General features: G+C 71.4%; 26 protein-coding genes. 16 read left to right on the top strand and 10 right to left on the bottom strand.

The genetic code is table 11. From position 1 onward, the window contains the following. The first annotated feature begins 99 nt into the window (after nucleotides 1-99). From AB5J54_RS18105 to AB5J54_RS18075, 7 genes are all read left to right on the top strand, one after another. Nucleotides 100-972: a helix-turn-helix domain-containing protein gene (locus tag AB5J54_RS18105; protein WP_369144946.1), complete on the top strand. Its 873-nt coding sequence runs from the start codon at nucleotides 100-102 to the stop codon at nucleotides 970-972. 62 nt (nucleotides 973-1,034) lie between these two features. Next, complete coding sequence (locus tag AB5J54_RS18100) at nucleotides 1,035-2,492, top strand: aldehyde dehydrogenase family protein (RefSeq protein ID WP_369144945.1); 1,458 nt, start codon at nucleotides 1,035-1,037, stop codon at nucleotides 2,490-2,492. 92 nt (nucleotides 2,493-2,584) lie between these two features. Beyond that, on the top strand, nucleotides 2,585-3,127 hold the full coding sequence (locus tag AB5J54_RS18095; protein ID WP_369144944.1) for a DinB family protein: 543 nt from the start codon (nucleotides 2,585-2,587) through the stop codon (nucleotides 3,125-3,127). Between the two features lie 39 nt (nucleotides 3,128-3,166). After that, nucleotides 3,167-3,781 carry a PadR family transcriptional regulator gene (locus AB5J54_RS18090; RefSeq protein WP_369144943.1) on the top strand — a complete coding sequence of 205 codons (615 nt, stop codon included), beginning with the start codon at nucleotides 3,167-3,169 and terminating at the stop codon, nucleotides 3,779-3,781. Between the two features lie 89 nt (nucleotides 3,782-3,870). Beyond that, complete coding sequence (locus tag AB5J54_RS18085) at nucleotides 3,871-4,821, top strand: ATP-binding cassette domain-containing protein (RefSeq protein WP_369144942.1); 951 nt, start codon at nucleotides 3,871-3,873, stop codon at nucleotides 4,819-4,821. Further along, nucleotides 4,818-5,582 carry an ABC transporter permease gene (locus AB5J54_RS18080; protein ID WP_369144941.1) on the top strand — a complete coding sequence of 255 codons (765 nt, stop codon included), beginning with the start codon at nucleotides 4,818-4,820 and terminating at the stop codon, nucleotides 5,580-5,582. The genes AB5J54_RS18085 and AB5J54_RS18080 overlap by 4 nt, the downstream gene beginning before the upstream one ends. Nucleotides 5,583-5,841: 259 nt before the next feature. Then, nucleotides 5,842-6,903 carry an exo-alpha-sialidase gene (locus tag AB5J54_RS18075; RefSeq protein WP_369144940.1) on the top strand — a complete coding sequence of 354 codons (1,062 nt, stop codon included), beginning with the start codon at nucleotides 5,842-5,844 and terminating at the stop codon, nucleotides 6,901-6,903. Nucleotides 6,904-6,925: 22 nt separating this feature from the next. On the opposite strand, the gene AB5J54_RS18070 is transcribed toward AB5J54_RS18075, so the two are convergent. Further along, nucleotides 6,926-8,209, bottom strand: a complete 1,284-nt coding sequence (locus tag AB5J54_RS18070) for an ion channel protein (protein ID WP_369144939.1) — start codon at nucleotides 8,207-8,209, stop codon at nucleotides 6,926-6,928. Between the two features lie 136 nt (nucleotides 8,210-8,345). Here AB5J54_RS18070 and AB5J54_RS18065 point away from each other — a divergent pair, with 136 nt between their 5' ends. Further along, nucleotides 8,346-9,107 carry a MerR family transcriptional regulator gene (locus AB5J54_RS18065; RefSeq protein WP_369144937.1) on the top strand — a complete coding sequence of 254 codons (762 nt, stop codon included), beginning with the start codon at nucleotides 8,346-8,348 and terminating at the stop codon, nucleotides 9,105-9,107. 3 nt (nucleotides 9,108-9,110) lie between these two features. Here the strand turns inward: AB5J54_RS18065 and AB5J54_RS18060 are convergent, their stop codons facing one another. After that, the gene (locus AB5J54_RS18060) at nucleotides 9,111-9,479 is read right to left on the bottom strand and encodes a YbjQ family protein (RefSeq protein WP_351177667.1); all 369 of its coding nucleotides are present in this window, start codon (nucleotides 9,477-9,479) and stop codon (nucleotides 9,111-9,113) included. A 151-nt stretch (nucleotides 9,480-9,630) separates the two neighbouring features. Between AB5J54_RS18060 and AB5J54_RS18055 the strand changes: the two genes are divergently transcribed. Beyond that, complete coding sequence (locus AB5J54_RS18055; protein WP_369144936.1) at nucleotides 9,631-10,323, top strand: DedA family protein; 693 nt, start codon at nucleotides 9,631-9,633, stop codon at nucleotides 10,321-10,323. A gap of 9 nt (nucleotides 10,324-10,332) precedes the next feature. Here the strand turns inward: AB5J54_RS18055 and AB5J54_RS18050 are convergent, their stop codons facing one another. Continuing rightward, on the bottom strand, nucleotides 10,333-11,991 hold the full coding sequence (locus tag AB5J54_RS18050) for a threonine/serine exporter family protein (protein WP_369144934.1): 1,659 nt from the start codon (nucleotides 11,989-11,991) through the stop codon (nucleotides 10,333-10,335). Nucleotides 11,992-12,106: 115 nt separating this feature from the next. Then, complete coding sequence (locus tag AB5J54_RS18045) at nucleotides 12,107-12,598, bottom strand: inorganic diphosphatase (RefSeq protein WP_015034462.1); 492 nt, start codon at nucleotides 12,596-12,598, stop codon at nucleotides 12,107-12,109. Nucleotides 12,599-12,700: 102 nt separating this feature from the next. Between AB5J54_RS18045 and dacB the strand changes: the two genes are divergently transcribed. The 7 genes from dacB to AB5J54_RS18010 all read left to right on the top strand — a co-directional run bounded on the left by dacB (nucleotide 12,701) and on the right by AB5J54_RS18010 (nucleotide 20,962). Further along, complete coding sequence (gene dacB / locus AB5J54_RS18040) at nucleotides 12,701-14,020, top strand: D-alanyl-D-alanine carboxypeptidase/D-alanyl-D-alanine-endopeptidase (RefSeq protein WP_369144933.1); 1,320 nt, start codon at nucleotides 12,701-12,703, stop codon at nucleotides 14,018-14,020. A 59-nt stretch (nucleotides 14,021-14,079) separates the two neighbouring features. After that, nucleotides 14,080-15,219 carry a zinc-dependent metalloprotease gene (locus tag AB5J54_RS18035; RefSeq protein WP_369144931.1) on the top strand — a complete coding sequence of 380 codons (1,140 nt, stop codon included), beginning with the start codon at nucleotides 14,080-14,082 and terminating at the stop codon, nucleotides 15,217-15,219. A gap of 208 nt (nucleotides 15,220-15,427) precedes the next feature. Then, on the top strand, nucleotides 15,428-16,426 hold the full coding sequence (gene tilS / locus AB5J54_RS18030; RefSeq protein ID WP_369144930.1) for a tRNA lysidine(34) synthetase TilS: 999 nt from the start codon (nucleotides 15,428-15,430) through the stop codon (nucleotides 16,424-16,426). 41 nt (nucleotides 16,427-16,467) lie between these two features. Continuing rightward, nucleotides 16,468-17,007 (top strand): hypoxanthine phosphoribosyltransferase, encoded by a 540-nt coding sequence (gene hpt / locus AB5J54_RS18025; RefSeq protein WP_030219931.1) that lies wholly within the window; start codon nucleotides 16,468-16,470, stop codon nucleotides 17,005-17,007. Nucleotides 17,008-17,179: 172 nt separating this feature from the next. After that, complete coding sequence (gene ftsH, locus AB5J54_RS18020) at nucleotides 17,180-19,198, top strand: ATP-dependent zinc metalloprotease FtsH (protein WP_369144929.1); 2,019 nt, start codon at nucleotides 17,180-17,182, stop codon at nucleotides 19,196-19,198. A 99-nt stretch (nucleotides 19,199-19,297) separates the two neighbouring features. After that, complete coding sequence (gene folE, locus AB5J54_RS18015; RefSeq protein WP_369144927.1) at nucleotides 19,298-19,903, top strand: GTP cyclohydrolase I FolE; 606 nt, start codon at nucleotides 19,298-19,300, stop codon at nucleotides 19,901-19,903. A 69-nt stretch (nucleotides 19,904-19,972) separates the two neighbouring features. Then, complete coding sequence (locus tag AB5J54_RS18010; protein ID WP_369144926.1) at nucleotides 19,973-20,962, top strand: hypothetical protein; 990 nt, start codon at nucleotides 19,973-19,975, stop codon at nucleotides 20,960-20,962. A 3-nt stretch (nucleotides 20,963-20,965) separates the two neighbouring features. On the opposite strand, the gene AB5J54_RS18005 is transcribed toward AB5J54_RS18010, so the two are convergent. The 6 genes from AB5J54_RS18005 to AB5J54_RS17980 form a co-directional block, all read right to left on the bottom strand. Then, entirely contained in the window at nucleotides 20,966-21,451 is a 486-nt protein-coding gene (locus AB5J54_RS18005) for a DUF3180 domain-containing protein (RefSeq protein WP_369144925.1), read from the bottom strand. Nucleotides 21,452-21,500: 49 nt separating this feature from the next. After that, complete coding sequence (gene folK, locus AB5J54_RS18000) at nucleotides 21,501-22,100, bottom strand: 2-amino-4-hydroxy-6-hydroxymethyldihydropteridine diphosphokinase (RefSeq protein WP_369144924.1); 600 nt, start codon at nucleotides 22,098-22,100, stop codon at nucleotides 21,501-21,503. After that, nucleotides 22,097-22,456 carry a dihydroneopterin aldolase gene (folB, locus tag AB5J54_RS17995; RefSeq protein WP_116160313.1) on the bottom strand — a complete coding sequence of 120 codons (360 nt, stop codon included), beginning with the start codon at nucleotides 22,454-22,456 and terminating at the stop codon, nucleotides 22,097-22,099. Before folB ends, folK begins: the two co-directional genes overlap by 4 nt. A 121-nt stretch (nucleotides 22,457-22,577) precedes the next feature. Further along, nucleotides 22,578-23,066, bottom strand: a complete 489-nt coding sequence (locus tag AB5J54_RS17990; protein ID WP_369144923.1) for a nuclear transport factor 2 family protein — start codon at nucleotides 23,064-23,066, stop codon at nucleotides 22,578-22,580. Then, entirely contained in the window at nucleotides 23,063-23,923 is an 861-nt protein-coding gene (folP, locus tag AB5J54_RS17985) for a dihydropteroate synthase (protein WP_369144922.1), read from the bottom strand. Before folP ends, AB5J54_RS17990 begins: the two co-directional genes overlap by 4 nt. A 28-nt stretch (nucleotides 23,924-23,951) precedes the next feature. Continuing rightward, nucleotides 23,952-25,787, bottom strand: coding sequence for a phosphatidylglycerol lysyltransferase domain-containing protein (locus tag AB5J54_RS17980; RefSeq protein ID WP_369144921.1), 1,836 nt, complete (start codon nucleotides 25,785-25,787; stop codon nucleotides 23,952-23,954). Nucleotides 25,788-25,852: the final 65 nt, after the last annotated feature.

The following is a 25,852-nucleotide window of genomic DNA, read 5'->3' as shown; positions in this document are numbered from 1 at the left end:
GCCGCCTTTCCGTAATCGAATGTGTACGCGCTGAAGCGTTTGATGGCAGAATCCGGGGCTCGACGGGGGCTCGACACCGTAAAGGGGAGGCGAAGAGCCGTGACCGCAGGCGAATCGAGCGGAGCGAGCGGGAGCGTGGTGCGGCGCATCCTGCTGGGCTCCCAGCTGAGGCGGCTGCGCGAGTCGCGCGGGATCACCCGCGAGGCTGCCGGTTATTCGATCCGTGCGTCCGAATCCAAGATCAGCCGTATGGAGTTGGGACGGGTGAGCTTCAAGGCCAGGGACGTCGAGGATCTGCTCACCCTCTACGGGGTCGGGGACGAGACCGAGCGCGGCGCGCTCCTCGGACTCGCCCGCGAGGCCAATGTCGCCGGCTGGTGGCACAGCTTCGGTGACGTCCTGCCCGGCTGGTTCCAGACGTACATCGGCCTGGAAGGCGCCGCCTCCCTCATTCGCGTCTACGAAGTCCAGTTCATCCACGGCCTGTTGCAGACCGAGGCGTACGCCCACGCCGTCGTCACCCGCGGCATGCCCGACGCCCCGTGCGCCGAGATCGACCGCCGGGTCGCCCTGCGCCTGGAGCGCCAGAAGGTCCTCGTCTCCGAGCGCGCCCCGCAGTTCCACGCCGTCCTGGACGAGGCCGCGCTGCGCCGCCCCTACGGCGACCGGTCGGTCATGCAGGGGCAGTTGAGGCATCTCATCGAGATCTCCGAGCACCCGGGCGTCACGCTCCAGGTCATGCCCTTCAGCTTCGGCGGTCATGCCGGCGAGAGCGGCGCCTTCACGATGCTGAGCTTCCCCGAGTCCGACCTCTCCGACGTCGTCTACCTCGAACAGCTCACCAGCGCCCTCTATCTCGACAAGCGCGAGGAGGTCGCCCAGTACGAGCGGGTGATGGAGAAGCTCCAGAAGGACGGTCCGGATCCGGCCGAAAGCCGGGACCTTCTCCGAGGCCTCCTTCAACTCTCCTGATACATCAGTACGATGACGCCACATCAGTCGCACTGCAGGTAGCGGGTAGAGGGGTCTCCACCATGTCGCACTTCACCGACCTGGCCCACCAGTACATCGACGGCGAGTGGAAGCCCGGCAGCGGTTCGTGGGACATCATCGACTTCAACCCGTACACCGGGGAGAAGCTGGCGTCGATCACCGTCGCCACCGCCGATGAGGTCGACCGCGCCTACCGCGCCGCCGAGCGCGCCCAGACCGAGTGGGCCGAGACCAACCCGTACACGCGCCGGCTCGTCTTCGAGCGCGCGCTGCGGATCATCGAGGACCGCGAGGAGGAGATCGCCGAGACGATCGTCGCCGAGCTCGGCGGCACCCGCCTCAAGGCGGCCTTCGAGCTGCACCTCGCCAAGGAGTTCCTGCGCGAGGCGATCCAGCTGGCGCTGCGCCCCGAGGGCCGCATCCTGCCCTCCCCGGTCGACGGCAAGGAGAACCGCGTCTACCGCGTCCCGGTCGGCGTCGTCGGCGTCATCTCCCCCTTCAACTTCCCCTTCCTCCTCTCGATCAAGTCGGTCGCGCCCGCGCTCGCGCTCGGCAACGCCGTCGTCCTCAAGCCGCACCAGAACACCCCGATCTGCGGCGGCACGCTGGTCGCGAAGGTCCTGGAGGAGGCCGGTCTGCCGGCCGGCCTGCTGAACGTCGTCGTCACCGACATCGCCGAGATCGGCGACGCGCTCCTGACCCACCCGGTCCCGAAGGTCATCTCCTTCACCGGCTCCGACAAGGTCGGCCGCCACGTCGCCACGGTCTGCGCGCAGAACTTCAAGCACGCCGTCCTCGAACTCGGCGGCAACAGCGCCCTGATCGTCCTCGACGACGCCGACGTCGACTACGCGGTGGACGCGGCCGTCTTCAGTCGCTTCGTGCACCAGGGGCAGGTCTGCATGGCCGCCAACCGCATCCTGGTGGACCGCACCCTGGAGGAGGAGTTCACCGAGAAGTTCGTGGCGAAGGTGAAGACCCTGCGCGTCGGCGACCCCGCCGACCCCGCCACCCACATCGGTCCCCTCATCAACTCCCAGCAGGCGGAGGCCGTCTCCTCGGTCGTCGACCAGACCGTGGCGGCCGGCGCGACGGCGCTGCTGCACGGCACGGTCGAGGGCAACCTCGTCTCCCCGTCCGTCCTCACCGGCATCGCCGCCGACGCCCCGGTCCTCAGCCAGGAGATCTTCGGCCCGGTCGCGCTGATCGTCCCCTTCGACGGCGAGGCGGAGGCCGTACGGATCGCCAACGACACCCCGTACGGGCTCAGCGGCGCCGTCCACACCGGAGACGTCGAGCGGGGCGTACGGATCGCCAAGCGCATCCACACCGGCATGATCCACATCAACGACGGCACCGTGCACGACGAGCCGATCGTCCCCTTCGGCGGCGAGAAGCACTCGGGCGTGGGGCGGCTCAACGGCGAGGCGATGGTGGAGACCTTCACCACCCAGAAGTGGATCTCGATCCAGCACGGCCGCAGCCGCTTCCCGTTCTGATCCGCCTTGCGGACAGTAGTTGTCCGCAAGCGTCCGTAGCGTGGTCGGTGTCGAGAAGGTCGACGGACACGGACGCACGGAAGGCGGACATCATGGTTGCCCTTGTTCCCACGGAGGCCCACAGCGACGAGCGCGGCACGTTCCTCGACTTCGTCGAGACGCAGCGTGCCGCGCTCCGCCGCTCGCTCCTCGGACTGACCGAGGAGCAGGCGGCGAGCCGGCCCAGCGTCAGCGAGCTCAGCCTCTCCGGCCTGGTCAAGCATGTCGCCGAGATGGAGCTCAACTGGCTGCGGATGGCGCAGCAGCGGCCGAACGAGCGGCAGCGCACCCAGGAGACCTGGGGGGACGGCTTCCGGCTCGTGGAGGGCGAGACGATCCCGGAACTGCTCGATTTCTGGGCGGGCGTGGCCAAGGAGACCGAGGAGTTCGCACGGTCCGTGCCGAGCCTGGACGACACCTTCCCGCTGCCGCCCGCACCCTGGTTCCCGAAGGACGGGCGGGTGTCGATGCGCTGGATGCTGCTGCACCTGGTCGAGGAGATGGGGCGGCACGCCGGTCACGCGGACATCGTCCGCGAGTCCCTGGACGGGAAGACCTCCTTCGAGCTGATCGCGGAGGAGAACGGCGCCGCCTAGTCACCGCCTCTCTTAGTCAAGGTTGACTAACATCGGGGCATGTCAGCCATCCGTCTTCTCGTCCTGGGCGCGGTCAAGCAGCACGGCCGCGCCCACGGCTACCAGGTGCGCAACGACCTGGAGTACTGGGGCGCCCACGAGTGGTCCCACGCCAAGCCCGGCTCGATCTACCACGCGCTGAAGCAGATGGCGAAGCAGGGACTGCTGCACGCGCACGAGGTCGCGCCGAGCGCCGTGGGCGGGCCGCCGCGCGTGGAGTACGAGCTGACGGAGCGCGGTACGGAGGAGTACTTCGCGCTGCTGCGCGAGGCGCTGACCACGTACGACCAGAAGATGGACGTCCTGTCGGCGGCCATCGGCTTCATGGTGGACCTGCCGCGCGAGGAGGCCGCGGAGCTGCTGCGCCGGCGGGTGTCGGCGCTCGACGAGTGGCGGGCGGCGGTCACGGAGTACTACACGCCGGAGGGCGGCCCGGAGCAGCTCGGGCACATCGGCGAGATCATGCACATGTGGGTCCACTCGGCGGACGCGGGCAAGGAGTGGACGCTCGGCCTGATCGAGCGGATCCAGGGCGGGGCGTACGTGTTCGCGGGTGAGGGGGACCCCTTCGTGGGGGTCCTCGCGGAGGGCCAGGAGAACCCGTACGCGAGCTGATCAAGTTTGATTAATGCCTCGGGAGGGCATACCGTCCTCCGTCGCGAGCTGCTAGTCAAACTTGACTAAGGTCTTTCGGGAGGAAACGGATGGCATCGGAAGCGGTCCTCGTGGAGGGCGCGCGCAAGCGGTACGGGGAGAAGAGCGCCCTGGACGGGCTCGACCTCGCCGTCGGACGGGGGACCGTCCACGGTCTGCTCGGCCCCAACGGCGCGGGCAAGACCACGACCGTACGGATCCTGGCCACCCTGCTGCGGCACGACGAGGGCCTGGTGCGCGTCGCGGGCCACGACGTACGGACCGGGGCCCGGGAGGTACGGCGGCGGATCGGGCTCCTCGGCCAGCACGCCGCCCTCGACGAGGAGCTCGGCGGCCGGCAGAACCTGGAGATGTTCGGCCGGCTCCACCACCTGGGCGCCCGGCGCGCCGGCATCCGGGCCGACGAGCTCCTGGAGCGCTTCGGCCTCGGGGACACCGGCCGCAAGCCCGTCCGGCAGTACAGCGGCGGCATGCGACGGCGGCTCGACCTGGCGGCCTCGCTGATCACCGAGCCCGAGGTGCTCTTCCTCGACGAGCCGACGACCGGACTCGACCCCCGCGGGCGCAGGGAGGTCTGGGACTCGGTGCGCTCCCTGGTCGGCGGGGGCACGACCGTGCTGCTCACCACGCAGTACCTGGAGGAGGCCGACCAGCTGGCCGACCGGATCTCGGTCGTGGACCGGGGGAAGGTCGTCGCCGACGGCACGCCCGACCGGCTCAAGGCGCGCGTGGGTGCCGATCGCATCGACGTGGTCGTCCGGGACGCGGCACGGCTCGACGAGGCGGCAGGGCTGCTGCCCGTGCCCCGGGCGGAGGTGGGCCTGGACGCCGACCGGCGGCGGCTCAGCGCACCGGTCACGGACCGGATGGCCGCACTGGCCGAGACCGTACGGGCGCTCGGCGCGGCCGGGATCGAGGCGGAGGACATCGCCCTGCGGCGGCCGACGCTGGACGAGGTGTTCCTGCATCTGACCGCGCGGGCCGGGGAGGTGGCGGCATGAGCGCCGCGTACGTGGTGGGCGACTGCTGGACGATGACCCGGCGCGAACTCGCGCACTGGGCGCGGCAGCCGGTGCAGGTCCTGGTCGGGCTGGTGTTCCCGGTGATGGTGCTGCTGATGTTCGGCTACCTGGTCGGCGGCGGGCGGACCGTCGACGGCGCCTACGTCGACTACCTGGTGCCCGGGATGCTCACCCTGACCATGGTCTTCGGCCTCGAAGGCACGATGACGGCGGTGACGCGGGACCTGGACAAGGGCGTGATCGACCGGTTCCGGTCCCTGCCCATGGCCGACGGGGCGGTGCTCGTGGGGCGGGCGGCCGCCGACATGCTCCAGTCGACGGTGGGGCTGCTCGTGATGGTCGGCGTGGGGTACGCGATCGGCTGGCGGGCGGAGGGCGGCCCCGCGGCGGCCCTGGGGGCGCTGGGGCTGCTGCTCCTGCTGCGCTTCGCGATGCTGTGGATCGGGATCTTCCTGGCCCTGGTGGCGGGGCGGGCGGAGCTGGTGCAGGCCGTGCAGATCCTGGTCTGGCCGGTGGGCTTCCTCTCCAACGCCTTCGCCTCGCCGGACGCGATGCCGGGCTGGCTCGGGGCGGTCGTGGAGTGGAACCCGATGTCGGCGACCGCGACGGCGGTGCGCGAGCTCTTCGGCAACCCGGGCGGCGAGCCGGGGCACCTCACGGCGGCGGTGGTGTGGCCGCTGGTGCTGCTGGGGCTCTTCTTCCCGCTGGCGGTACGGAAGTTCGGGCGGCTCGGAAAGTAGCGGCGCGGAGCTGGGAACCCGGGGGCGGCGAGCGGTGTACTGAAGGCAGCGGTTCACCGCGGACCGCCCGAGGGGGTAGGGGGGACCGATGCGCAGGCTCGCGGGAGCGGCCGGCGCCGTCGTGGCGCTGGTGTTGACGGTACTGAGCGGATGTACGGGGTCGGGGACGGACCGGGCGGCTTCGGGTGCGCCGGGCTCGGGGGCGACGGGGCCGGGGTCGACGGGGGAGGGCGCGGGCGCCTTCGGGGCGCCGCCCCGGATGCCGTCCGGGCCGGGGCTGCCCGGCTGGGCGCACGGCCTGGGGTTCGCGCGGGACGGCAGCGGGTTCGCGCTCCTCGCCGAGTGCGTGACCGAGCCGGCGGCGCCGGGGAGCGGCTTCTGCCGGCAGCACGTGGCGGTGCGGGACGCCGGGGCGGAGGAGTGGGTGCTGCGGCGCTCCCCGCTGCCCGAGATACCGGCGGACGAGGGCGTCTCGGCGAACCTGCTGGTGCTCGGGCCCGGCCGGGCGCTGGTCGAGGAGGGCGGCGCGGGGCCCGGCGGGCGGACGTGGTTCACCCGGGACGGCGGCCGGAGTTGGCGCGCGGGCGACCGGCGCACGGTCGGCACGGTCCCGGAGATACCCGTCGGGGCGGTGCTCACCACCGACTGCGCCGCCCCGGCCGGGGCCCTGCCCGACGCGTGCGAACGGGAGCGGCTCGTGGTGGTCTCGCCGCAGGACGGTCGGCGCCGGGCCCTCGCCCGGGGGCCGCTCCTCGGCGCGCATCCCCGGCCGGCCGAGCAGCGGGAGCCCGACGGGTCCTGGTGGGTCTCGGGCACGGACCCGCTCTCCGGCGGTCCTGCGGTCGCCGTCTCCCGGGACGGGGGCCGCGGCTGGACGGCGGCCCGGCTGCCGAGCGCGGCGAAGGGGCCCGGGCGGTACGCGGCGGTGGCGGTGGGTCAGGACGCGGTGTACGCGGCGGAGATGGGGGAGCTGACGGGCGGCGACCCCGTGAAGAACGGGCTGCGGGCGCTGCATCGCTCGGTGGACGGGGGCAGGAGCTGGAGCCGGGTGTGGACCACGGGGCCGGTCGAGGAGCCCCGCAGTCTGATGGGGCTGCCGGTGCCGGGGCCCGGGGGGCGGGTGGAGATCGCGGGGGAGCTGTCGGGGTACGGGAGCGTGGACGGCGGCCGCGGCTTCGTGGACCTGAAGGACGGCACCCACGTCGTCCGCCGGACCCCGCTGGGCCTGCTGCGCCAGGGGTCCCGCTGTCGGTACGCGCTGACGGCGGACGGGGTGCGGTGGTCGGAGTTCCGGCTCGCCTGCGGGGACGAGGAGCCCTGAGACCCGGGGCCGGCGGCGGGGGTCAGCGCAGGGCGTTGCCCTGGTGGTCGAGTTCGAGCTGGGGGCGGCCGGTGACGATGAGCCAGGCGGGGAGCGAGGCCAGGCAGAGGAGGGCGAGCATCGCGGGCGAGGAGGCCAGGACCGCGCCGGTGAAGAGGCTGATCCAGCCCTGCCGGGTGGTCGCGAGCAGAACGCCGAGGACGGCCGAGGAGACGGCGACGGCCGGGTGGACCTCGGGGACGAGGGCCTGGGCGAGCAGTCCGAAGGCGGCGCCGATGAAGACGGCCGGGAAGATCCGGCCGCCCCGGAATCCGCAGGAGGCGGCGACGACGAGGGCGAGGAGTTTGACGACGGCGAACTTGGCGAGCTCGCCGGAGGACCAGCCGCCGATCCCGGCGGTGAGGTCCTTGGTCTCCGCCAGGCCCTTGAACAGGGTCAGGTGCCCGCCGAGGGCGCCCAGAAGGCCGAGGACGAGGCCGCCGAGGGGCAGCATCAGCATGGGGTGCCGCAGCCGGTGGAAGACGGCGTGGACGTAGGGGAAGAGGTAGCAGGAGGCGAGGCCGAAGACGGCCGCGGCGGAGGCGATGACGAGGGCGGCGAGGATGTCGCCGTAACCGGGGTGGGTCAGGGGCGGGAGCCCCACGTCGAAGCTCGGCTCGGAGATCAGCTCGGTGGTCAGCGCGCCGGCGCCGGCCGCCACGAGCGGGGCGAAGAGCCGGTCCCAGAGGGATCCGCGGCCCGGTTGCGAGGTCAGGGCCTCGGAGAGGACGAGGGCCGCCGCCACGGGGGTGCCGAAGAGGGCGCCGATGGTGCCGGCCGAGGCGAGCGCGACCCAGGCCGCGCCCGGCAGGGCGGGTACCGCCTTGCTGCCGAGCCAGAAGGCGAGGGCGATGTTGGCGGCGATGATCGGGTTCTCGGGGCCGAGGCTGACGCCGCCGGCCAGCGAGAGGGTGCTGGCGACGAGGAGGCCCGGCACCACGCCCGGGGCGAGCGGTGCTCCGCCGAGCCCTTCGGAGGCGGGGTCGGGTCCGGCGTGTCCGGGGACCTTCCACACGACGAGCCCCACGGCGACGCCCGTCGCCGTGAGCATGACGATGATCCAGAGGGAGGAGTAGCCGCCGATGCCGAGCGCGTCCGGCAGGTCGTTCCAGAGCACGTGCTGGAACTTCTCCGCGAGGGCGCTGATCCCGAGGAAGAGCAGGCTCGCGCCCACGCCGACGACGAGCGCGGGGAGGATCTGGGGGAGCAGGAGCCGGGCGGACGCCTCCACGGGGGCGGCGGGAGGCGGAGCATGATCGGTGGCCACCGCCCCACCATATGTGAGCAAAAGGGACGCAACATCCCGAACGGCGCGAGTGGCAACCCCCGGTGCGGCACTTGCACCTCACGTCGCGTCAGGACCCAGGCTGAACGGCGTACCGACAGAGAAGGGCGGACGGCCGATGGGCTACTCCGTGGGACAGGTGGCCGGCTTCGCCGGGGTCACGGTGCGCACCCTGCACCACTACGACGCGATCGGGCTGCTCTCGCCGGGCGGCCGCAGTACGGCGGGGCACCGCCGCTACGACGACGAGGACCTCGACCGGCTCCAGCAGATCCTGTTCTACCGGGAGCTCGGCTTCCCCCTCGAAGAGGTCGCCGTCCTCCTCGACGACCCGCACGCCGACCCGCAGGAGCACCTGCGGCGCCGGCACACGCTGCTGACCGCGCGGATCGGGGAGCTCCGGAGGATGGCGGCGGCCGTCGAGCACGCCATGGAGGCGAAGAAGATGGGCATCAACCTCACCCCCGAGGAGAAGTTCGAGGTGTTCGGGGACAAGGACCCCGAACGGTTCGCGGAGGAGACCGCCCGCCGCTGGGGCGGCTCCCACTCCCACGAGCAGGCCCGGGCCCGTGCCGCCGGGTACGGCAAGGAGGAGTGGCAGCGGATGAAGGACGAGGTGGACGCCTGGGGCGCCGCCTACGCCGCCCTCATGGCCGGCGGCGCGGACCCCGGGTCCGAGGCGGCGATGGACCTCGCCGAGGCCCACCGCCGGCACCTCACCACCTGGTTCTTCGAGTGCCACCCGAGGACCCATGTGGAGCTCGCCGAGATGTACGTCGCCGACGAGAACTTCCACGCGTTCTACGAGTCGATCCACCCGGGCCTCCCCGAGCACCTGAGGGAGGCGGTCCGGGCGAACGCCGCACGTCGGACGGCCTGAGCCTCAGGCGCGCGGCCCGATCACCACCGCCGTGCCGTAGGCGCACACCTCCGTGCCCACGTCCGCCGCTTCCGTCACGTCGAAGCGGAACATGAGCACGGCGTTCGCGCCGCGCGCCCTGGCCTGCTCCACCAGGCGTTCCATCGCCTGGTTGCGGGTCTCCACGAGGGTCTTCGTCAGCCCCTTCAGCTCGCCGCCGATCATCGACTTCAGGCCGGCGCCGATCTGGCTGCCCAGATGACGGGACCGGACGGTGAGTCCGAAGACCTCGCCGATGACCTGCCGGACCTCGTAGCCCGGCACGTCGTTCGTCGTCACGACCAGCACTTCGGGGTGCGGCCCCTGGCCGCCCCCGTACTCGTCGATGCCCATCGGCATGCACCTCCTGACCCCCAAGCCTCGGGCCGGCGGGCCGGGTCCGCATCCCGTGGGGGCCGGGTGGAACCGGGGGCCTCCTGCCCGCGTTGATAGCTTGGGGCCAGCCGTCCCCCGAACCCCCACCGACCGCAGGAGCCCGGAACCCGTGAACACGCTTGCCCTCGGACCGAGCTGGCTGGACCCGGACTATCTGATCCAGACCTTTGGTCTGATCGGTGTCCTGGTCATCGTCTTCGCCGAGTCCGGCCTCCTCATCGGGTTCTTCCTGCCCGGCGACTCGCTGCTCTTCACCACCGGCCTGCTCGTCACCACGAACAAGCTGGACACGCCGCTGTGGCTGGTGTGCACCCTGGTGGCGGCCGCCGCCATCGTCGGCGACCAGGTCGGCTATCTCTTCGGCCGCAAGGTCGGGCCGTCCCTCTTCAAGCGCCCCGACTCCAAGCTCTTCAAGCAGGAGAACGTCGAGAAGGCGCACGAGTTCTTCGAGAAGCACGGCCCCAAGTCGCTGATCCTGGCCCGCTTCGTCCCGATCATCCGGACGTTCACGCCGATCATCGCGGGCGTCAGCAAGATGAACTACCGCTCGTTCATCACGTTCAACATCATCGGTGGCGTGCTGTGGGGCGCGGGTGTGACCCTGCTCGGCGCCTCCCTCGGCAAGATCGAGTTCGTCCACAAGCACATCGAGATGATCCTCGTCGGGATCGTCCTGATCTCCGTGATCCCCGTCGTGATCGAGCTCCTCCGGGCCCGTTCCCAGTCGAAGAAGAACCCGCAGCACAGCGACCACGACGCCCCCGGCACCCCGAACCCGCGCGGCCGTCACGCCAAGCGGTAGGAACCGGACCTAGAAACCCCGGGTGCGCTTCGCCGCGCGCCGCGCCGCCGCCGCGCCCGGGGCCTGCATGAAGAGGCGGGCCAGCTCGCTTCCCAGGTTCACGCCGATCGCGATCGCCAGGGCGAGCGCCGCCGCCTTCGCGAGCGAGGCGAAGCCCTGGTCCAGGTTGTTCTGGGCGATCGCGAGCACCCCGAAGTACGTCGCGGAACCGGGCAGCAGCGGACCGATCGCGGCCGTCACGTACGGCAGCGACGAGGTGTGGTGATAGCGGGCGATCAGCTGCCCGAAGAGGCCCACCAGACCGGCCGCCACCGCCGTCGCCATCACCGTCGAACCCTCGGCGGTCACCGCGATCGACGCGTAGATCACCCACGCCACCCCGCCGTTCAGCGTCGCGAACAGCACCGTGCCCCGCGACTGCTGCAACAGGATCGCGAAGGTCGCGCACAGCACCATCGACGCCAGGGTCTGCGTCACCGGCCGCTCCACCGCCCGCAGCGCCCCCTCCGGATTCAGCTGCGCGTCGAACTGCACCGCGATGTACAGCACCGACAGCACGCCCACCACGATCGCGACGAAGAAGTACGCGACCTCCAGGAGCCGGGCCGAGGCCGTGATGTAGAAGCCGGTCAGACCGTCCTGCACGGCCGCGACGAGCGCCCGCCCCGGAATCAGCGCGAACAGGCCACCCGTGATCACCGCCGACGGACGCAGGTCCGCGTGCAGCATCGTCAGGAGCACGCCCATCGCCGCCGGCGGCATCGCCGCCACCAGGAACTGGTAGAACTCCGGCATCCCGCGCCCCGCGAACAGCCACGCGAGCCGGTCGCCGAGGACCGCGCCGAGCGCCGCCACGAAGAAGACCGTCGGACCGCCGCCGAGCAGCACCGAGGCCGCACCGGCCAGGACGCCGGCCGCCGCCGTCAGGACCCAGCCCGGGTAGGGGTGCCGGTTCCGCCGGATCTCAGCCAGCCGCCGGTACGCCTCCTCCGGCGTCACCTCGTGTGCCTGCGCGTTGATGTCCGCAAGCAGCTGGTACACCGCCGCGAGCCGCGTGTAGTCCGTGCCCCGGCGCCGTACCGTCCGGTTCGCCGTGATCGGGTCGTCCACGAGCGAGGGCTGGTAGGTGACGGACAACAGGGTGAACGTCACCGTCGGCTCGACCCGGTCCAGACCGTACGAGCGGCAGATCGCGAACATCGCCGCCTCGACGTCCTCCGCGCCCTCCCCGCCCGCGAGCAGCAGCTCGCCGATGCGGAGGGTCAGGTCGAGCACACGCGGCACCGAGGGCCCGGACTCGTCCTCCTTGCGCGGCGCCTCCGGCACCGGCCGCTCACCCACCGGCAGCCGCAGCATCGTCCGCATCCGGTCCTGCCACGGAGCGTCCTGCGGGAGCCGCACCAGCGGCACCCCGTACGCCGGGGTGAACGCGGGCGGGGAGTCCTTGGCCGAGTATGTGGCGGGCGGGGCGAACGCCGAACCCTCCGGCTCCTGCACCGGCTCCGTCGTCAGGCCCGGGGGAAGGGCGAACTCGGAGGTCGGCTGATCCTCCTCGGGCGGCGCGGGCTGCTCCACCCCGGCCGGCGGCACGAACGCGCTCCGCGCCTCGTCCGACTGCGGCTTCCGGTCCTCAGGAGCCTCCTCGGGGCCCTCCGGCTCCGCCACCACTCTCTCCGCCTCATCCCCAGGGAATCGTGGATTCCAGTATGAAGGTGCGACGGATGTGCGAAAGGCGGTGCACCCCAAGAGGTGCACCGCCTTCACATGTCACGCGAGCGGGGGCTCAGTGGCCGCCCTGCTCCTTGGCGCGCGCGTAAGACTTCTCGATCTCGGCCTCGGCCTCGGCGCGGCCGACCCAGTCGGCGCCCTCGACGGACTTGCCCGGCTCCAGGTCCTTGTAGACCTCGAAGAAGTGCTGGATCTCCAGGCGGTCGAACTCGGCCACGTGGTGGATGTCGCGCAGGTGCTCCATGCGCGGGTCCGTCGCCGGCACGCACAGCAGCTTGTCGTCGCCGCCGGCCTCGTCCGTCATGCGGAACATGCCGATGGCGCGGCACTTGATCAGGCAGCCCGGGAAGGTCGGCTCGTCGAGGATCACGAGCGCGTCCAGCGGGTCGCCGTCCTCGCCGAGGGTGTTCTCGACGTAGCCGTAGTCGGTCGGGTAGGCCGTCGACGTGAAGAGGCGACGGTCCAGGCGGATGCGACCGGTCTCGTGGTCGACCTCGTACTTGTTCCGCGATCCCTTCGGGATCTCGATGAGAACGTCGAACTCCACGGGTGGCTCCTCCTGAATCAACACAAGTGAATGCTCGCGACGGCGCGCGGTGATTAAGTGTCCCTCACGCACGTGTGTGATCGCGAAAGGGGCTGGTCAGCAATGCCGGAGCCGAGGACGTGGCAGTTCACGGCGGGCTCCGCCGCCCTCGGTCTCGTCCTGGCCGCCGCGGCCGTCACCGCCGCCGGACCATGGGACGGAGGCCAGCGTACGGCCGAGCGGGCCCTCGCCGCCGCCCCCACGACGGGTGGCACGCGTCACGCCCCGGCCCCCCGGGGACGCGACGCCGACCTCGCCGCCCTCCTCGTCCCGCTCCTCGCCGACCCCGGCCTCGGCCCGCTCCGTACCGCCTCCGTCGTCGACACCGCCACCGGCGGGCAGCTCTACGGCGAGGGCGCGAGCACCCCCATGACGCCCGCCTCCACGGTCAAGATCGCCACCGCCGCTGCCGCGCTCTCCGCCCTCGGCCCCGAGCACCGCATCCCCACCACCGTCACCGCCTCCCCCGACGGCGGGACCGTCACCCTCACCGGCGGCGGCGACCCCACCCTCGACCGGGCCCGTCTCAAGGCCCTCGCCGCCGACACCGCCCGCGCCCTCAAGGCCCGCGGCCGCACCTCCGTACGCCTCGCCCACGACACGAGCCTCTACAAGGGCCCCGCCCTCCACCCCATCGGCCCCAACGAGAACATCGCCCCCGTCGTCGCCCTCATGACCCGCGAAGGACGCCTCGACGACAGCCGCAGCGGCCCCGCCCCCCGCACCGCCGACCCGGCCGGCGACACCGCCACCGCCTTCGCCGGCCTCCTCACCGAGGCCGGGATCAAGGTCACCGGCGAGCCCGCCCCCGGCCGCACCCCCCAGGGCGCCCCCCTCGCCCGTACGTACTCCGCCCCCCTCGCCGACCTCGTCGAGCGGACCCTCACGAACAGCGACAACGACCTCGCCGAGGCCCTCGCCCGGCAGACCGCCCTCGCCCGCAGGCAGCCCGCGAGCTTCCAGGGCGCCGAGAAGGCCGTGCGCGACGAGCTCGCCCGGCTCGGCGTCCCCGTCGCCGGGGCCCGGTTCGCCGACGGCAGCGGACTCGACCGGCGCGACCGCGTCTCCGCCGCCCTCCTCACCGGACTCCTCACCCGGGCGGCCGACCCCGCCCGCCCCGCCCTGCGCCCCCTCCTCACCGGACTGCCCGTCGGCGGCTTCACCGGCACCCTCGCCGGCCGCTTCGACAGCGCCCCCGCCGGCGCCGGGCTCGTCCGCGCCAAGACCGGCACCCTCACGGGCGTCAACACGCTCGCCGGAACCGTCGTCACCCCCGACGGACGTCTCCTCGCCTTCGCGTTCCTCGCCGGCCGCACCCCCTCCCCGTACGAGGCACAGCCCGCCCTCGACCGGCTCTCCGCCGCCCTCGCGGGCCGGAAGTGAGCCCACACGCCCCGCTTCGAACCCTCACCGAACAGGCGCCGAGCCCGTACGGTTGACGCATGACGAGCATCGGTGGCGCAGGCACATCCGGGATGGTCGACTGGAACCTCGCGGTCGCGACCGCGACCCGCCTCGTGCGGCCCGGACCCGAAGTCAGCCGCGACGAGGCCCGCGAGGTCGTCGCCGAACTCCGCAGGCACGCCAAGGCCTCCGAGGAACACGTCCGCGCCTACACCCGGATGATCCCCGAGGGCGCCGAACCGCACGACACCCCCGTCCTCGTCGTCGACCGCGTCGGCTGGATCAAGGCCAACGTCGCCGGCTTCCGCGAACTCCTCACCCCGCTCCTCGGCAAGATGCAGGAGCGCCGCTCCGGCAACGCCGGCAGCGCCCTCCTCGGCGCCGTCGGCGGCAAGGTCACCGGCGTCGAACTCGGGATGCTGCTGTCCTTCCTGGCCTCCCGCATCCTCGGCCAGTACGAGACCTTCGCCCCCGCCACCCGCGACCTCCCCGCCGGCGCCAACGGCGGCGGACGCCTCCTCCTCGTCGCCCCGAACGTCGTCCACGTCGAACGCGAACTCGACGTCTCCCCGCACGACTTCCGGCTCTGGGTCTGCCTCCACGAGGAGACCCACCGCACCCAGTTCACCGCCGTCCCCTGGCTCCGCGACCACCTCCAGGGCGAGATCCAGTCATTCCTCGCCGCCACCGACGTCGACCCCGGCACCGTCGTCGAACGCCTCCGCGAAGCCGCCCAGACCCTCGCCGGCGGCCGCCCCGAGGGTGAGGAGGGCGAACCCTCCCCCTCCCTCGTCGAACTCGTCCAGACCCCCGAACAGCGCGAGATCCTCGGCCGCCTCACCGCCGTCATGTCGCTCCTCGAAGGCCACGCCGACTACGTCATGGACGGCGTCGGACCCCAGGTCGTCCCCTCCGTCGCCGAGATCCGCGAGAAGTTCCAGGCCCGCCGCGCCCGCGGCGCCTCCCGCCTCGACCTCGCCCTGCGCAGGCTCCTCGGCCTCGACGCCAAGCTCCGCCAGTACCGCGACGGCGAGCGCTTCGTCCGCGCCGTCGTCGACCAGGTCGGCATGGACGGCTTCAACCGCGTCTGGACCTCACCCAACACGCTCCCCACCAAGACCGAGATCGCCGCCCCCGCCGACTGGATCGCGAGGGTGCACCGTAAGGCAGACTCCTGAGACAGGAGCGGCACACGACACAGGAACACCTCGGAACCCCCCACCAATCACCCATCCGAGGGACCCTGGGCATGGGGTGAGGCGTGCAATGCTCGGGTAACGGCCGGGTTTCTGTCACCATCGACGCACTCTGAGTGACCGAACCCCCCTTTCCGACCGTTAAGACTCCGACCGAGGCACCCCACCCCATTCACGAAGGGCACCGGACATGGGTCCCCATCCTGCGGTCGCGGCGATACGCCTGGCGGTCCGCCGCGTACTCCACGACGTCATCACCGAGAACACGACCGGCTCCGAACCGCTCGTCCTCGTCGCCTGCTCCGGAGGCGCCGACTCCATGGCGCTCGCCTCCGCCCTCGCCTTCGAGGCCCGCAAACTCCCCGTACGCGCCGGCGGCATCACCGTCGACCACGGCCTCCAGGACGGCTCCGACACCCGGGCCGCCGAGGTCGCCGGACGCATGACCGCCCTCGGCCTCACCCCCGTCGAGTCCGTCACGGTCACCGTCGGCCGCGAAGGAGGACCCGAGGCCGCCGCCCGCGACGCCCGGTACGCCGCCCTCGACGCCGCCGCCGAGCGCCACGGCGCCACCGCGGTCCTCCTCGGCCACACCCGCGACGACCAGGCCGAGACCGTCCTCCTCGGCCTCGCCCGCGGCTCCGGCATCCGCTCCCTCTCCGGCATGGCCGCCGTCTCCGGCACCTCCGGCCGCTACCGGCGCCCCTTCCTCCAGCTCGACCGCCAGACCGTCCGCAAGGCCTGCATCGCCCAGGAACTCGCCGTCTGGGACGACCCGCACAACAGCGACCCCGCCTACACCCGCTCCCGCCTCCGCCACGAGGGCCTCCCCGCCCTCGAGAAGGCCCTCGGCAAGGGCGTCGTCGAAGCCCTCGCCCGAACGGCCCAGCTCTCCCGCGACGACGCCGACGCCCTCGACACCTGGGCCGCCGACGCCGAGACCGCCGTACGCGACGAGGCGGGCGCCCTCGAATGCGCCAAGCTCTTCGGGCTGCCCCCCGCCGTACGCCGCCGAGTCCTGCGCCGCGCCGTCATCGCCGAGGGCGCCCCCGCCGGCTCCCTCTTCGCCCGCCACATCGAAGAAGTCGACCGGCTCATCACCGGATGGCGTGGTCAAGGGGCCATCAACCTGCCCGGCCGCGTCGAAGCGCGCCGTCAGGGTGGCAGACTGGTCATCCGGCAAGGCTGACGCACGCTGCAACGAAAGTGACCCGGGTGAACGAGAAGGACATGGGCACCGACCTCCAGTCGGTGCTCATCACCAAGGAAGAGATCGACGCCAAGCTGGCAGAGCTGGCCGCGAAGATCGACGCGGAATACGCGGGCAAGGACCTGCTCATCGTCGGCGTCCTCAAGGGCGCGGTGATGGTGATGGCGGATCTGGCTCGCGCCCTGTCCACCCCCGTCACCATGGACTGGATGGCCGTCTCCTCCTACGGCGCCGGCACCCAGTCCTCCGGCGTCGTCCGGATCCTCAAGGACCTCGACACCGACATCAAGGGCAAGCACGTCCTGATCGTCGAGGACATCATCGACTCCGGCCTGACCCTGTCCTGGCTGCTGTCGAACCTCGGCTCCCGCGAGCCCGCCTCCCTCGAGGTGTGCACCCTCCTGCGCAAGCCGGAGGCCGCGAAGGTCGCCATCGACGTCAAGTGGATCGGCTTCGACATCCCCAACGAGTTCGTCGTCGGCTACGGCCTCGACTACGCGGAGAAGTACCGGAACCTGCCGTTCGTCGGCACGCTCGCCCCGCACGTCTACGGCGGCTGAGTCCCCCGGCCTCACGGGGAACCCGCACCGCCTTCCCTCCGTTGAACCACGGGAAGGCGGTCGCGGGCGACGATGCTGAGGTACCGTCCGAAGAACAGCTTTTTCACACAGCAGCTCTCACAGCAGCATTTTCCTACGGGCAGGAGGGACGGGGCGTACTCGCTCCGTATGGATGGACGTGAAGCGATACTTCCGTGGGCCGGTCATGTGGATCGTGCTGGCCGTCCTCGCCGTGGTCGTGCTGATGCAGGTCGTCGGCTCGTCCGAGGGCTACAAGACGGTGGACACCGGCCAGGTCGTCCAGGCGATCGACAAGAACCAGGTCAAGCAGGCAAAGCTCACCACCGGTGACGAGCAGATCATCAAGATCGAGCTCGTCGACGGCCAGAAGATCGACAAGAGCAGCAAGGTCCAGGCCAGCTACATCGGCACCCAGGGCGCGGACCTCGCCGACAAGCTCCAGGAGAAGTTCGAGGCCGGGCAGATCGAGAAGGGCTACACCGTCTCCCCGACGAAGCAGTCGCCCTTCGTCTCGATCCTGCTCTCGCTCCTCCCCTTCGTCCTCATCGTGGTCGTCTTCCTCTTCCTGATGAACCAGATGCAGGGCGGCGGCTCCCGCGTCATGCAGTTCGGCAAGTCCAAGGCGAAGCTCATCACCAAGGACACGCCGAAGACCACGTTCGCCGACGTCGCCGGCTCGGACGAGGCCGTCGAGGAACTCCACGAGATCAAGGAGTTCCTCCAGGAGCCCGCGAAGTTCCAGGCCGTCGGCGCCAAGATCCCCAAGGGCGTCCTGCTCTACGGTCCGCCCGGAACCGGCAAGACGCTCCTCGCGCGCGCCGTCGCCGGCGAGGCCGGCGTGCCGTTCTACTCGATCTCCGGCTCCGACTTCGTCGAGATGTTCGTCGGTGTCGGCGCCTCCCGGGTCCGCGACCTCTTCGAGCAGGCCAAGGCCAACGCTCCCGCGATCGTCTTCGTCGACGAGATCGACGCCGTCGGACGCCACCGCGGCGCCGGCCTCGGCGGCGGCCACGACGAGCGCGAGCAGACCCTCAACCAGCTCCTCGTCGAGATGGACGGCTTCGACGTGAAGGGCGGCGTCATCCTGATCGCCGCCACGAACCGCCCCGACATCCTCGACCCGGCCCTCCTGCGCCCCGGCCGCTTCGACCGGCAGATCGCCGTCGACCGCCCGGACATGCAGGGCCGTCTGGAGATCCTCAAGGTCCACCAGAAGGGCAAGCCGGTCGCGCCGGACGTCGACCTCAGTGCCGTCGCCCGCCGCACCCCCGGCTTCACCGGCGCGGACCTCTCCAACGTCCTCAACGAGGCGGCGCTCCTCACCGCCCGCAGCGACCAGAAGCTGATCGACAACAAGGCTCTGGACGAGGCGATCGACCGTGTGGTCGCGGGCCCGCAGAAGCGGACCCGGATCATGTCGGACAAGGAGAAGAAGATCACCGCGTACCACGAGGGCGGCCACGCCCTCGTCGCGGCGGCCTCGCCGAACGCCGACCCCGTCCACAAGATCACCATCCTGTCCCGCGGCCGTGCCCTGGGCTACACGATGGTGCTCCCGGAGGAGGACAAGTACTCGACCACGCGCAACGAGATGCTCGACCAGCTGGCGTACATGCTGGGCGGGCGCGCGGCCGAGGAGCTCGTCTTCCACGACCCGACCACGGGCGCGGCCAACGACATCGAGAAGGCCACCGGCACGGCCCGCGCGATGGTCACGCAGTACGGCATGACCGAGCGGCTCGGCGCCATCAAGTTCGGCGGCGACAACACCGAGCCCTTCCTCGGCCGTGAGATGGCGCACCAGCGCGACTACTCGGAAGAGGTCGCGGCGCTGGTCGACGAAGAGGTCAAGAAGCTCATCGAGACCGCGCACAACGAGGCCTGGGAGATCCTGGTCGAGAACCGCGACGTCCTCGACAACCTGGTCCTCGCCCTGCTGGAGAAGGAGACGCTGGGCAAGGAGGAGATCGCCGAGATCTTCGCCCCCATCGTCAAGCGCCCGGCCCGCCCGGCCTGGACGGGCTCGGCCCGCCGCACCCCGTCCACGCGCCCGCCGGTCCTCTCCCCCAAGGAGCTGGCCCTGACGAACAGCGCGAACGGCACGGCGGCCCCGGCGGTGGACACCACCAAGGGCATCGACATCGCCCCGGTGGACACCCCCGAGGACTGACGCCCGGGCACCCCGGAATGGAAGCCGCGCCCCCACAGGTTCTAGCCTGTGGGGGCGCGGCTCTTTCGCGCGCACACAGTCAGACGGAACGAGGACAGGATGACCGACCCGGTGACGCTGGACGGCGAGGGCATGATCGGCGAGTTCGACGAGAAGCGCGCCGAGAACGCCGTACGGGAGCTCCTCATCGCGGTCGGTGAGGACCCGGACCGCGAGGGACTGCAGCAGACCCCTGCACGCGTTGCACGTGCATACAGGGAATTGCTGGCGGGGATGCACCAGGAGCCCGAGGATGTCTTGACCACAACTTTTGACCTCGGTCACGACGAAATGGTCCTCGTGAAGGACATTGAACTCGTTTCATTCTGCGAACATCATTTGCTCCCGTTCCATGGCGTGGCCCATGTGGGCTACATTCCGGCGGAAAGCGGCAAGATCACTGGACTCTCGAAGCTGGCGCGTCTGGTCGACGTCTTCGCGCGGCGCCCGCAGGTCCAGGAGCGGCTGACCACTCAGATCGCCGATTCGCTGATGAAGATCCTTGAGGCCCGTGGCGCGATCGTCGTGATCGAGGCCGAGCACATGTGTATGTCGTTGCGCGGCATCCGCAAGCCGGGCGCGAAGACGACCACCTCGGCGGTACGTGGCCAACTTCGTGACGCTACTACACGTGCTGAGGCTATGTCCCTGATATTGGCCCGTTAGTAGCGGACTGTCCGCCTTGCTCCATAGCGTCCTTGATCAGCGGAGTTCATCGCTGATCAAGGGGGCGGTATGGGGTACGGACCGACCAGCAAGATGCTGGTCAACCTGGTGGACGGTTGCGTGCAGGCCAAGAACGTGGCTCCGGGCAGCGCGATGTGGACGCTGGACGGCGACCGGACGGTGCAGACCACGGTCGTGGACGTGACGGCGGTGAAGGGGCGGCAGGCCGTCGACGTGGTCACGGACCACATGACCTTCACCGCCGGCCCGGACCTGCTCCTGCTCACTACGGACGGCTGGGCGCCGGCGGCGGACGCTGCGGGGGCGGCGATCGCCTGGACGCACGCGAAGAAGCTGTGCCGGGAACGGCTGACGATCAAGCCGGGATACGAGTTCGGCTACTTCGTCGGGGCCACGTGCGCCGACGGCACGGTCGGCAAGAACTATGTCTCGCTGGTCGTGAACGAGGAGGACTTCGCCTCCCGGTACGCGACCGCGTTGACCGCCTGTACGGGTCTGCCCGCCCGCCTGGAAGCGGTGAGCCGCCCCTCCGGCTATCTGAAGCGCGACCTGCCGGGTTTCAGGGTCCGGGTGGTCTCCTCGTACCTGTCCGATGCGATGCGGCACTACGTGGGCGGGGATCCACACCACATGCGGCAGCGATTTCCGCGCGTGGTGCTGCGGGACATCGATACCGTCGAAGGGTTCCTCGACGGATACATCGAAGGTGACGGCTACCGCAGCAGGCAATGGCGCGGGCGCGTGATGACGAGCGCCAACGTTCCCTTCCTGGCCGAGCTCGCTCCCGTCATCGGGGCCCGGTTCACCCCGGCAAGTGCGGGAGCCTCGCGACTCTGTGTGTCGGACCGTTGGGCAGGCCGTGGCACCTTCGTCCCCGAGCACCACCGGATCAGCCCCCCGGAATCCACCTGGATCAAGGTCCACGAGGTCCGCCCCCGTACCGCCCTGGGTGCCAAGCCCTTCACCTTCTACAGCTACCGGCTGGCCCCGTACCCCACCTTCCTGGTGAACGGGCACCTCGTGCGGGAGCCCTGGTGAGGGTCAGGCGGTCGGAGCGCGGCCCTTGTCGTTGTCGTCGTCCTCCGGGAGCTTGCAGACGCGCTCCAGGAAGAGGGCGGCGGCGATGACGGCGATGCCCGCCGCGACCGAGAAGGCCGCGTAGAGGGCCTGGTCGCGGCGGGCGGGGACGTCGAGGGAGCCCAGGAGGAAGACGCCCGTGCCGCCGTACATGCCGGCGACGAGGGCGGCGACCAGGGCGCTCGCCTGGCCGAAGACCACCGCGCGGGCCGCCATCAGGGGTTCGACGCCCTTGGCGCCGGGGCGGCGCTCGCGCTGGGCCTTGAGGCGGGCGCGGATCGAGAGGGCGGTCGCGGTGAGGACCACGGCGATCACGGCGAGGACGATGGGTGCGGCGATCGGCACGCTGGGGAGGGTGCCGACCGCGTCCCAGAGCCGGGCGGCTCCCCAGGAGAGGATGCCGGCCACGAGGAACAGTCCGGTGAGCACCTTCAGCCGCAGTTGTTTCACCGGATGTCCTTCGTGTCGTCGCTGGGGCGGTCTGGCACGAGCGTAACGACTACTCCGGGAGACGGAGTTCCAGGTCGGCACGGGGAGTGACGCCTTCGTGGCCGAGGACGGCGAGGAGGTCGGCCACGGGGCCGTGGCCGGGGAGCTGTGCTTCGGGGTCCACGTCGTGCCAGGGGGCGAGGACGAAGGCGCGCTGGTGGGCGCGGGGGTGGGGGAGGGTGAGGACGGGGTCCTCGGAGATCACGTCCGCGTAGGCGACGATGTCGACGTCGATGGTGCGGGCGCCCCAGCGCTCCTCGCGGACGCGGTGGAAGGCCTCCTCGACGGCGTGGGCCCGCTCCAGGAGGGAGGAGGGCGGCAGCGTCGTCTTCACGAGGGCGACGGCGTTGAGGTACGAGGGCTGGGTGCCGGGCTCGACGCCCCAGGGGGCCGTCTCGTAGACGGGGGAGACGGCTTTGACCCGGAGGCCGGGGGTGTCGCCCAGGGCGTCGACGGCGCCCTGGAGGGTCTCCAGGCGGTTGCCGAGGTTGGCGCCGAGGGCGAGGACGGCCCAGCGGGGGTTGGAGAGGGTGGTGTCGGCGGCGTCGACGGTCTCGACGACGGAGGCCGGCACGGGCTGGACGGTGGGGTCGCTCTGCGTCGGCTTCATCGTCGGCTCCGGGTGATCGTGATGGTCACGTCGTCGAACGGCACGGTGATGGGCGCGTCCGGCTTGTGGACGACGACCTCCACCTCTTGTACCCCGGCGTGGCTGAGGCACTGCTGGGCGATGCGCTCGGCGAGGGTTTCGATGAGGTCGACGGGCTCGCCCTGGACGACGTCGACGACCTCTTCGGCGACGATGCCGTAGTGCACGGTCTTCGTGAGGTCGTCCTCGGCGGCCGCCGGGCGGGTGTCCAGGCCGAGGACCAGGTCCACGATGAAGGTCTGACCCTCCTCGCGCTCCTTGGGGAAGACGCCGTGGTGGCCCCGGGCCTTGAGGCCGCGCAGCGCGACACGATCCACGCGAATCACTCCTGCTGTCGTAGTTCGGGTGGCCACGCAGCCGGGTGCGGACGGCCGGGTGTCCACTTCGAATCTACCTGCGGGGACCGACAGCGCTTGCCCTTGGGGGGCCGGGGGCGGGTCAGACGGGTGGATTCGAAGCCTCGGGGCCGTCCTCGGGACCGCCCGTTTCCTCGGTGTCTCCCAGGACGGGGGAGGCGTGGTGGGACCAGATCCGCCAGCCCGCGGGTGTGCGGCGGAACACATTGGTGGCGACGACGAGCTGGCCCACGAGGGGGCCGAGCTCGGCGCCGTCCTCGGCGGGTCCGCCGCTGAGGATGTTCTCGGTGCAGGTGACGAGGGCGGTGTCGCCGGCGAGGGAGATCCGCAGGTCGGTGAGGAAGAACTGGATGTAGTCGGTGTTCGCCATGATCAGGGCGTACGAGCGGAGCACCTCGCCGCGGCCGGTGAGGACGGGCCAGCCGGGGTGGACGCAGGTGATGGGGGTGGCTCCGTCGTCGAGCCAGAGTCCGGAGAGGCTCTCGAAGTCGCCGGTCTCCATGGCCCCGTAGAAGGCGGTGTTGGCGGCTTCGACGGCTGCCTCGTCGGTGCCGCGGTCCGTGCGGCTCACGCGGCTCCCTCGACGGCTCTGGCGACCCGTACGGCGTCGGCGGTGGCCCGTACCTCGTGGACGCGGACGGCCCACGCGCCCGTGTGGGCGGCGATGGCGGAGACGGCGGCGGTGGCGGCGTCGCGCTCGCGGGCGGGCGGCGGGGTGGCGCCCTCGCGGGTGAGGACGTGGCCGAGGAACCGCTTGCGGGAGGCGGCGACGAGGAGGGGGCGGCCGAGGGCGCGGAGTTCGGGGAGGTGGGCGACGAGGGCCAGGTCGTGCGGGGCGAGTTTGGCGAAGCCGAGGCCGGGGTCGATGACGATCCGTTCGGGGGCGATGCCGCCGTCGACGACGGCCTCCATGCGGGTGCGGAGTTCCCCGACGACCTCGCCGACGACGTCGTCGTACACGGCGAGGCTGTTCATGTTCTCGCTGAAGCCGCGCCAGTGCATGACGACGAAGGGGACTTCGGCGGCGGCGACGGCGGGGACCATGCCGGGGTCGGCGAGGCCGCCGCTGACGTCGTTGACGAGGACGGCGCCGGCTTCGACGGCGCGGGCGGCGACGGCGGCGCGCATGGTGTCGACGGAGACGGTGACGCCTTCGGCGGCGAGGCCGCGGACCACGGGGATGACGCGGCGGAGCTCTTCGTCCTCGTCGACGCGGGTGGCGCCGGGGCGGGTGGACTCGCCGCCGACGTCGACGAGGTCGGCGCCCTCGGCGACCAGGTCGAGGCCGTGTTTGACGGCGGCCGTGGTGTCGAACCAGCGGCCGCCGTCGGAGAAGGAGTCGGGGGTCACGTTGATCACGCCCATGACCGCGCAGCGGTCCCACTCCGGCAGGCCCTGGGCCGTGCCCCGGTCGATCGTCGTACTCATGTGTCCAGCGTAGGGCCCAGGGGCGATATCAGGCCGCGCGGACCTCACGGTCGGCCGTCTGGGCGGGGACGATGTGGGCGCAGGGGCGGGGGGCCGGCGCGGGGCGCCTGCGGGAGAAGGGCCGGGGCAGGGAGACGTTCACGAAGCCTTCGGCCTGCATGGCGGCGAAGCCGATGCGGGGCAGGTCGCGGCTCTTGCGGTAGACGACGAAGCGGGGTTCCCAGCGTGGCCGGAACTTGGCGTTGAACTTGTAGAGCGACTCGATCTGGAACCAGCGGGAGAGGAAGACGAGGAGGCCGCGCCAGATCCGCAGGACGGGCCCTGCGCCGATCTTCTCGCCGCGGGCGAGGGCGGCGCGGAACATGGCGAAGTTGAGGGACACGCGCGTGATGCCGAGGTCGGGGGAGGCCTGGAGGGCGGCGACGATGAGGAGCTCGTTCATGCCGGGGTCGGCGGAGCGGTCGCGGCGCATGAGTTCGAGGGACATGCCGTCGGGGCCCCAGGGCACGAAGTGGATGACCGCCTTGAGGTCGCCGTAGGGCGAGGCGTCGTCGTCCTTGTGGGCGGTCGCTATGACGGCGTCGCCGTCGCCGGGGGCGCCGATGCGGCCGAGGGCCATGGAGAAGCCGCGTTCGGTGTCGGTGCCGCGCCAGTCGGCGGCGGCGCGGCGGACGCGTTCGAGTTCTTCGTCGTCGAGGTCACGGACCCGGCGGACCTGGGTGGTGTAGCCGTTGCGTTCGATGCGTTTGACCATCTGGCGGACGTTGCGCATGGCCCGGCCGGAGAGGGAGAAATCCGCGACGTCGACCACCGCCTCGTCGCCGAGTTCGAGGGCGTCGAGGCCGGTCTCGCGGGTCCAGACCTGGCCGCCGGTCTCGGAGCAGCCCATGACGGCGGGGGTCCAGGAGTGGGCCTTGGCCTCGTCCATGAAGCGTTCGATGGCGCCGGGCCAGGCTTCGACGTCGCCGATGGGGTCGCCGCTGGCGAGCATGACGCCGGAGACGACGCGGTAGCAGACGGCGGCCTTGCCGCTGGGGGAGAAGACGACGCCCTTGTCGCGGCGGAGTGCGAAGTGGCCGAGGGAGTCGCGGCCGCCGTGCTGGTCGAGCAGGGTGCGGAGCCGGGTCTCGTCGTCGTCGGTGAGGCGGGCGGCGGGGTGCTCGGGGCGGAAGGCCAGGTAGATGGTGGTGAGCGCGGTCAGCATGCCGAGGGCGCCGAGGGAGTAGCCGACGGTCCAGTCGACGCCCTTGGTGTAGGCGACGGGGCCTTCGATGCCGAGGAGTCCGTACAGGACGTGCTCGAGTCGGTCGGCGAGGCTGGGGCTGCCGACGACGCGGCGGGGGTGGGCGCTGACGATGACGAGGCCGAGGGCGATGGATCCGGCGCCCATGACGACGAAGTTGGCGAGGGCCCGCCAGCGGCTGCGGGGGTCGGGGAGGGCGGCGAACTCGTCCCGGTGACGTACGAGGAGGGTGAGGAGGACGAGGGAGAGGAGGGCGCCGAGGACGGAGTGACGCCAGACGAACTGGGCGGCGGCGCCGAGGGGGAGGAGGACCACGGCGGCGCGCCAGGCGCGGCGCTTGTTCCTCTTGAGGCCGTGGGCGAGGAGCAGGAGGAGGACGCCGACGCTCAGGGAGAGGGCGGCGGAGAGGGGGCCGAGGGTGCCCGGGAGGACTTCGGCGACGGCGTGCATGCGACTGGCGCGGAAGCGGGGGAAGACCCCGGCGGCGATGTCGATGAGGCCGATGAGGGTGCAGGCCGTGCCGACGAGGGCCGGGACCTTCTCGGGACGGGGGCCGCGGAGAATCCGTCGGACCCGAACCGGAACCAATCCTGATTTGTCCCCATCTACCGTGACAGACATGGCTTCCTGTACTTCCCGTGGTCCTGCGCAGGGTCTTTGACTCCGGTCGGGCCCTGCGGCGCGTT

Origin of the sequence: Streptomyces sp. R44, from assembly GCF_041053105.1 — a bacterium.
Classification (GTDB): Bacteria; Actinomycetota; Actinomycetes; order Streptomycetales; family Streptomycetaceae; genus Streptomyces.
Note: the sequence above shows the minus strand (reverse complement) of the source record. Positions and strands in the feature narration are given on the sequence as shown.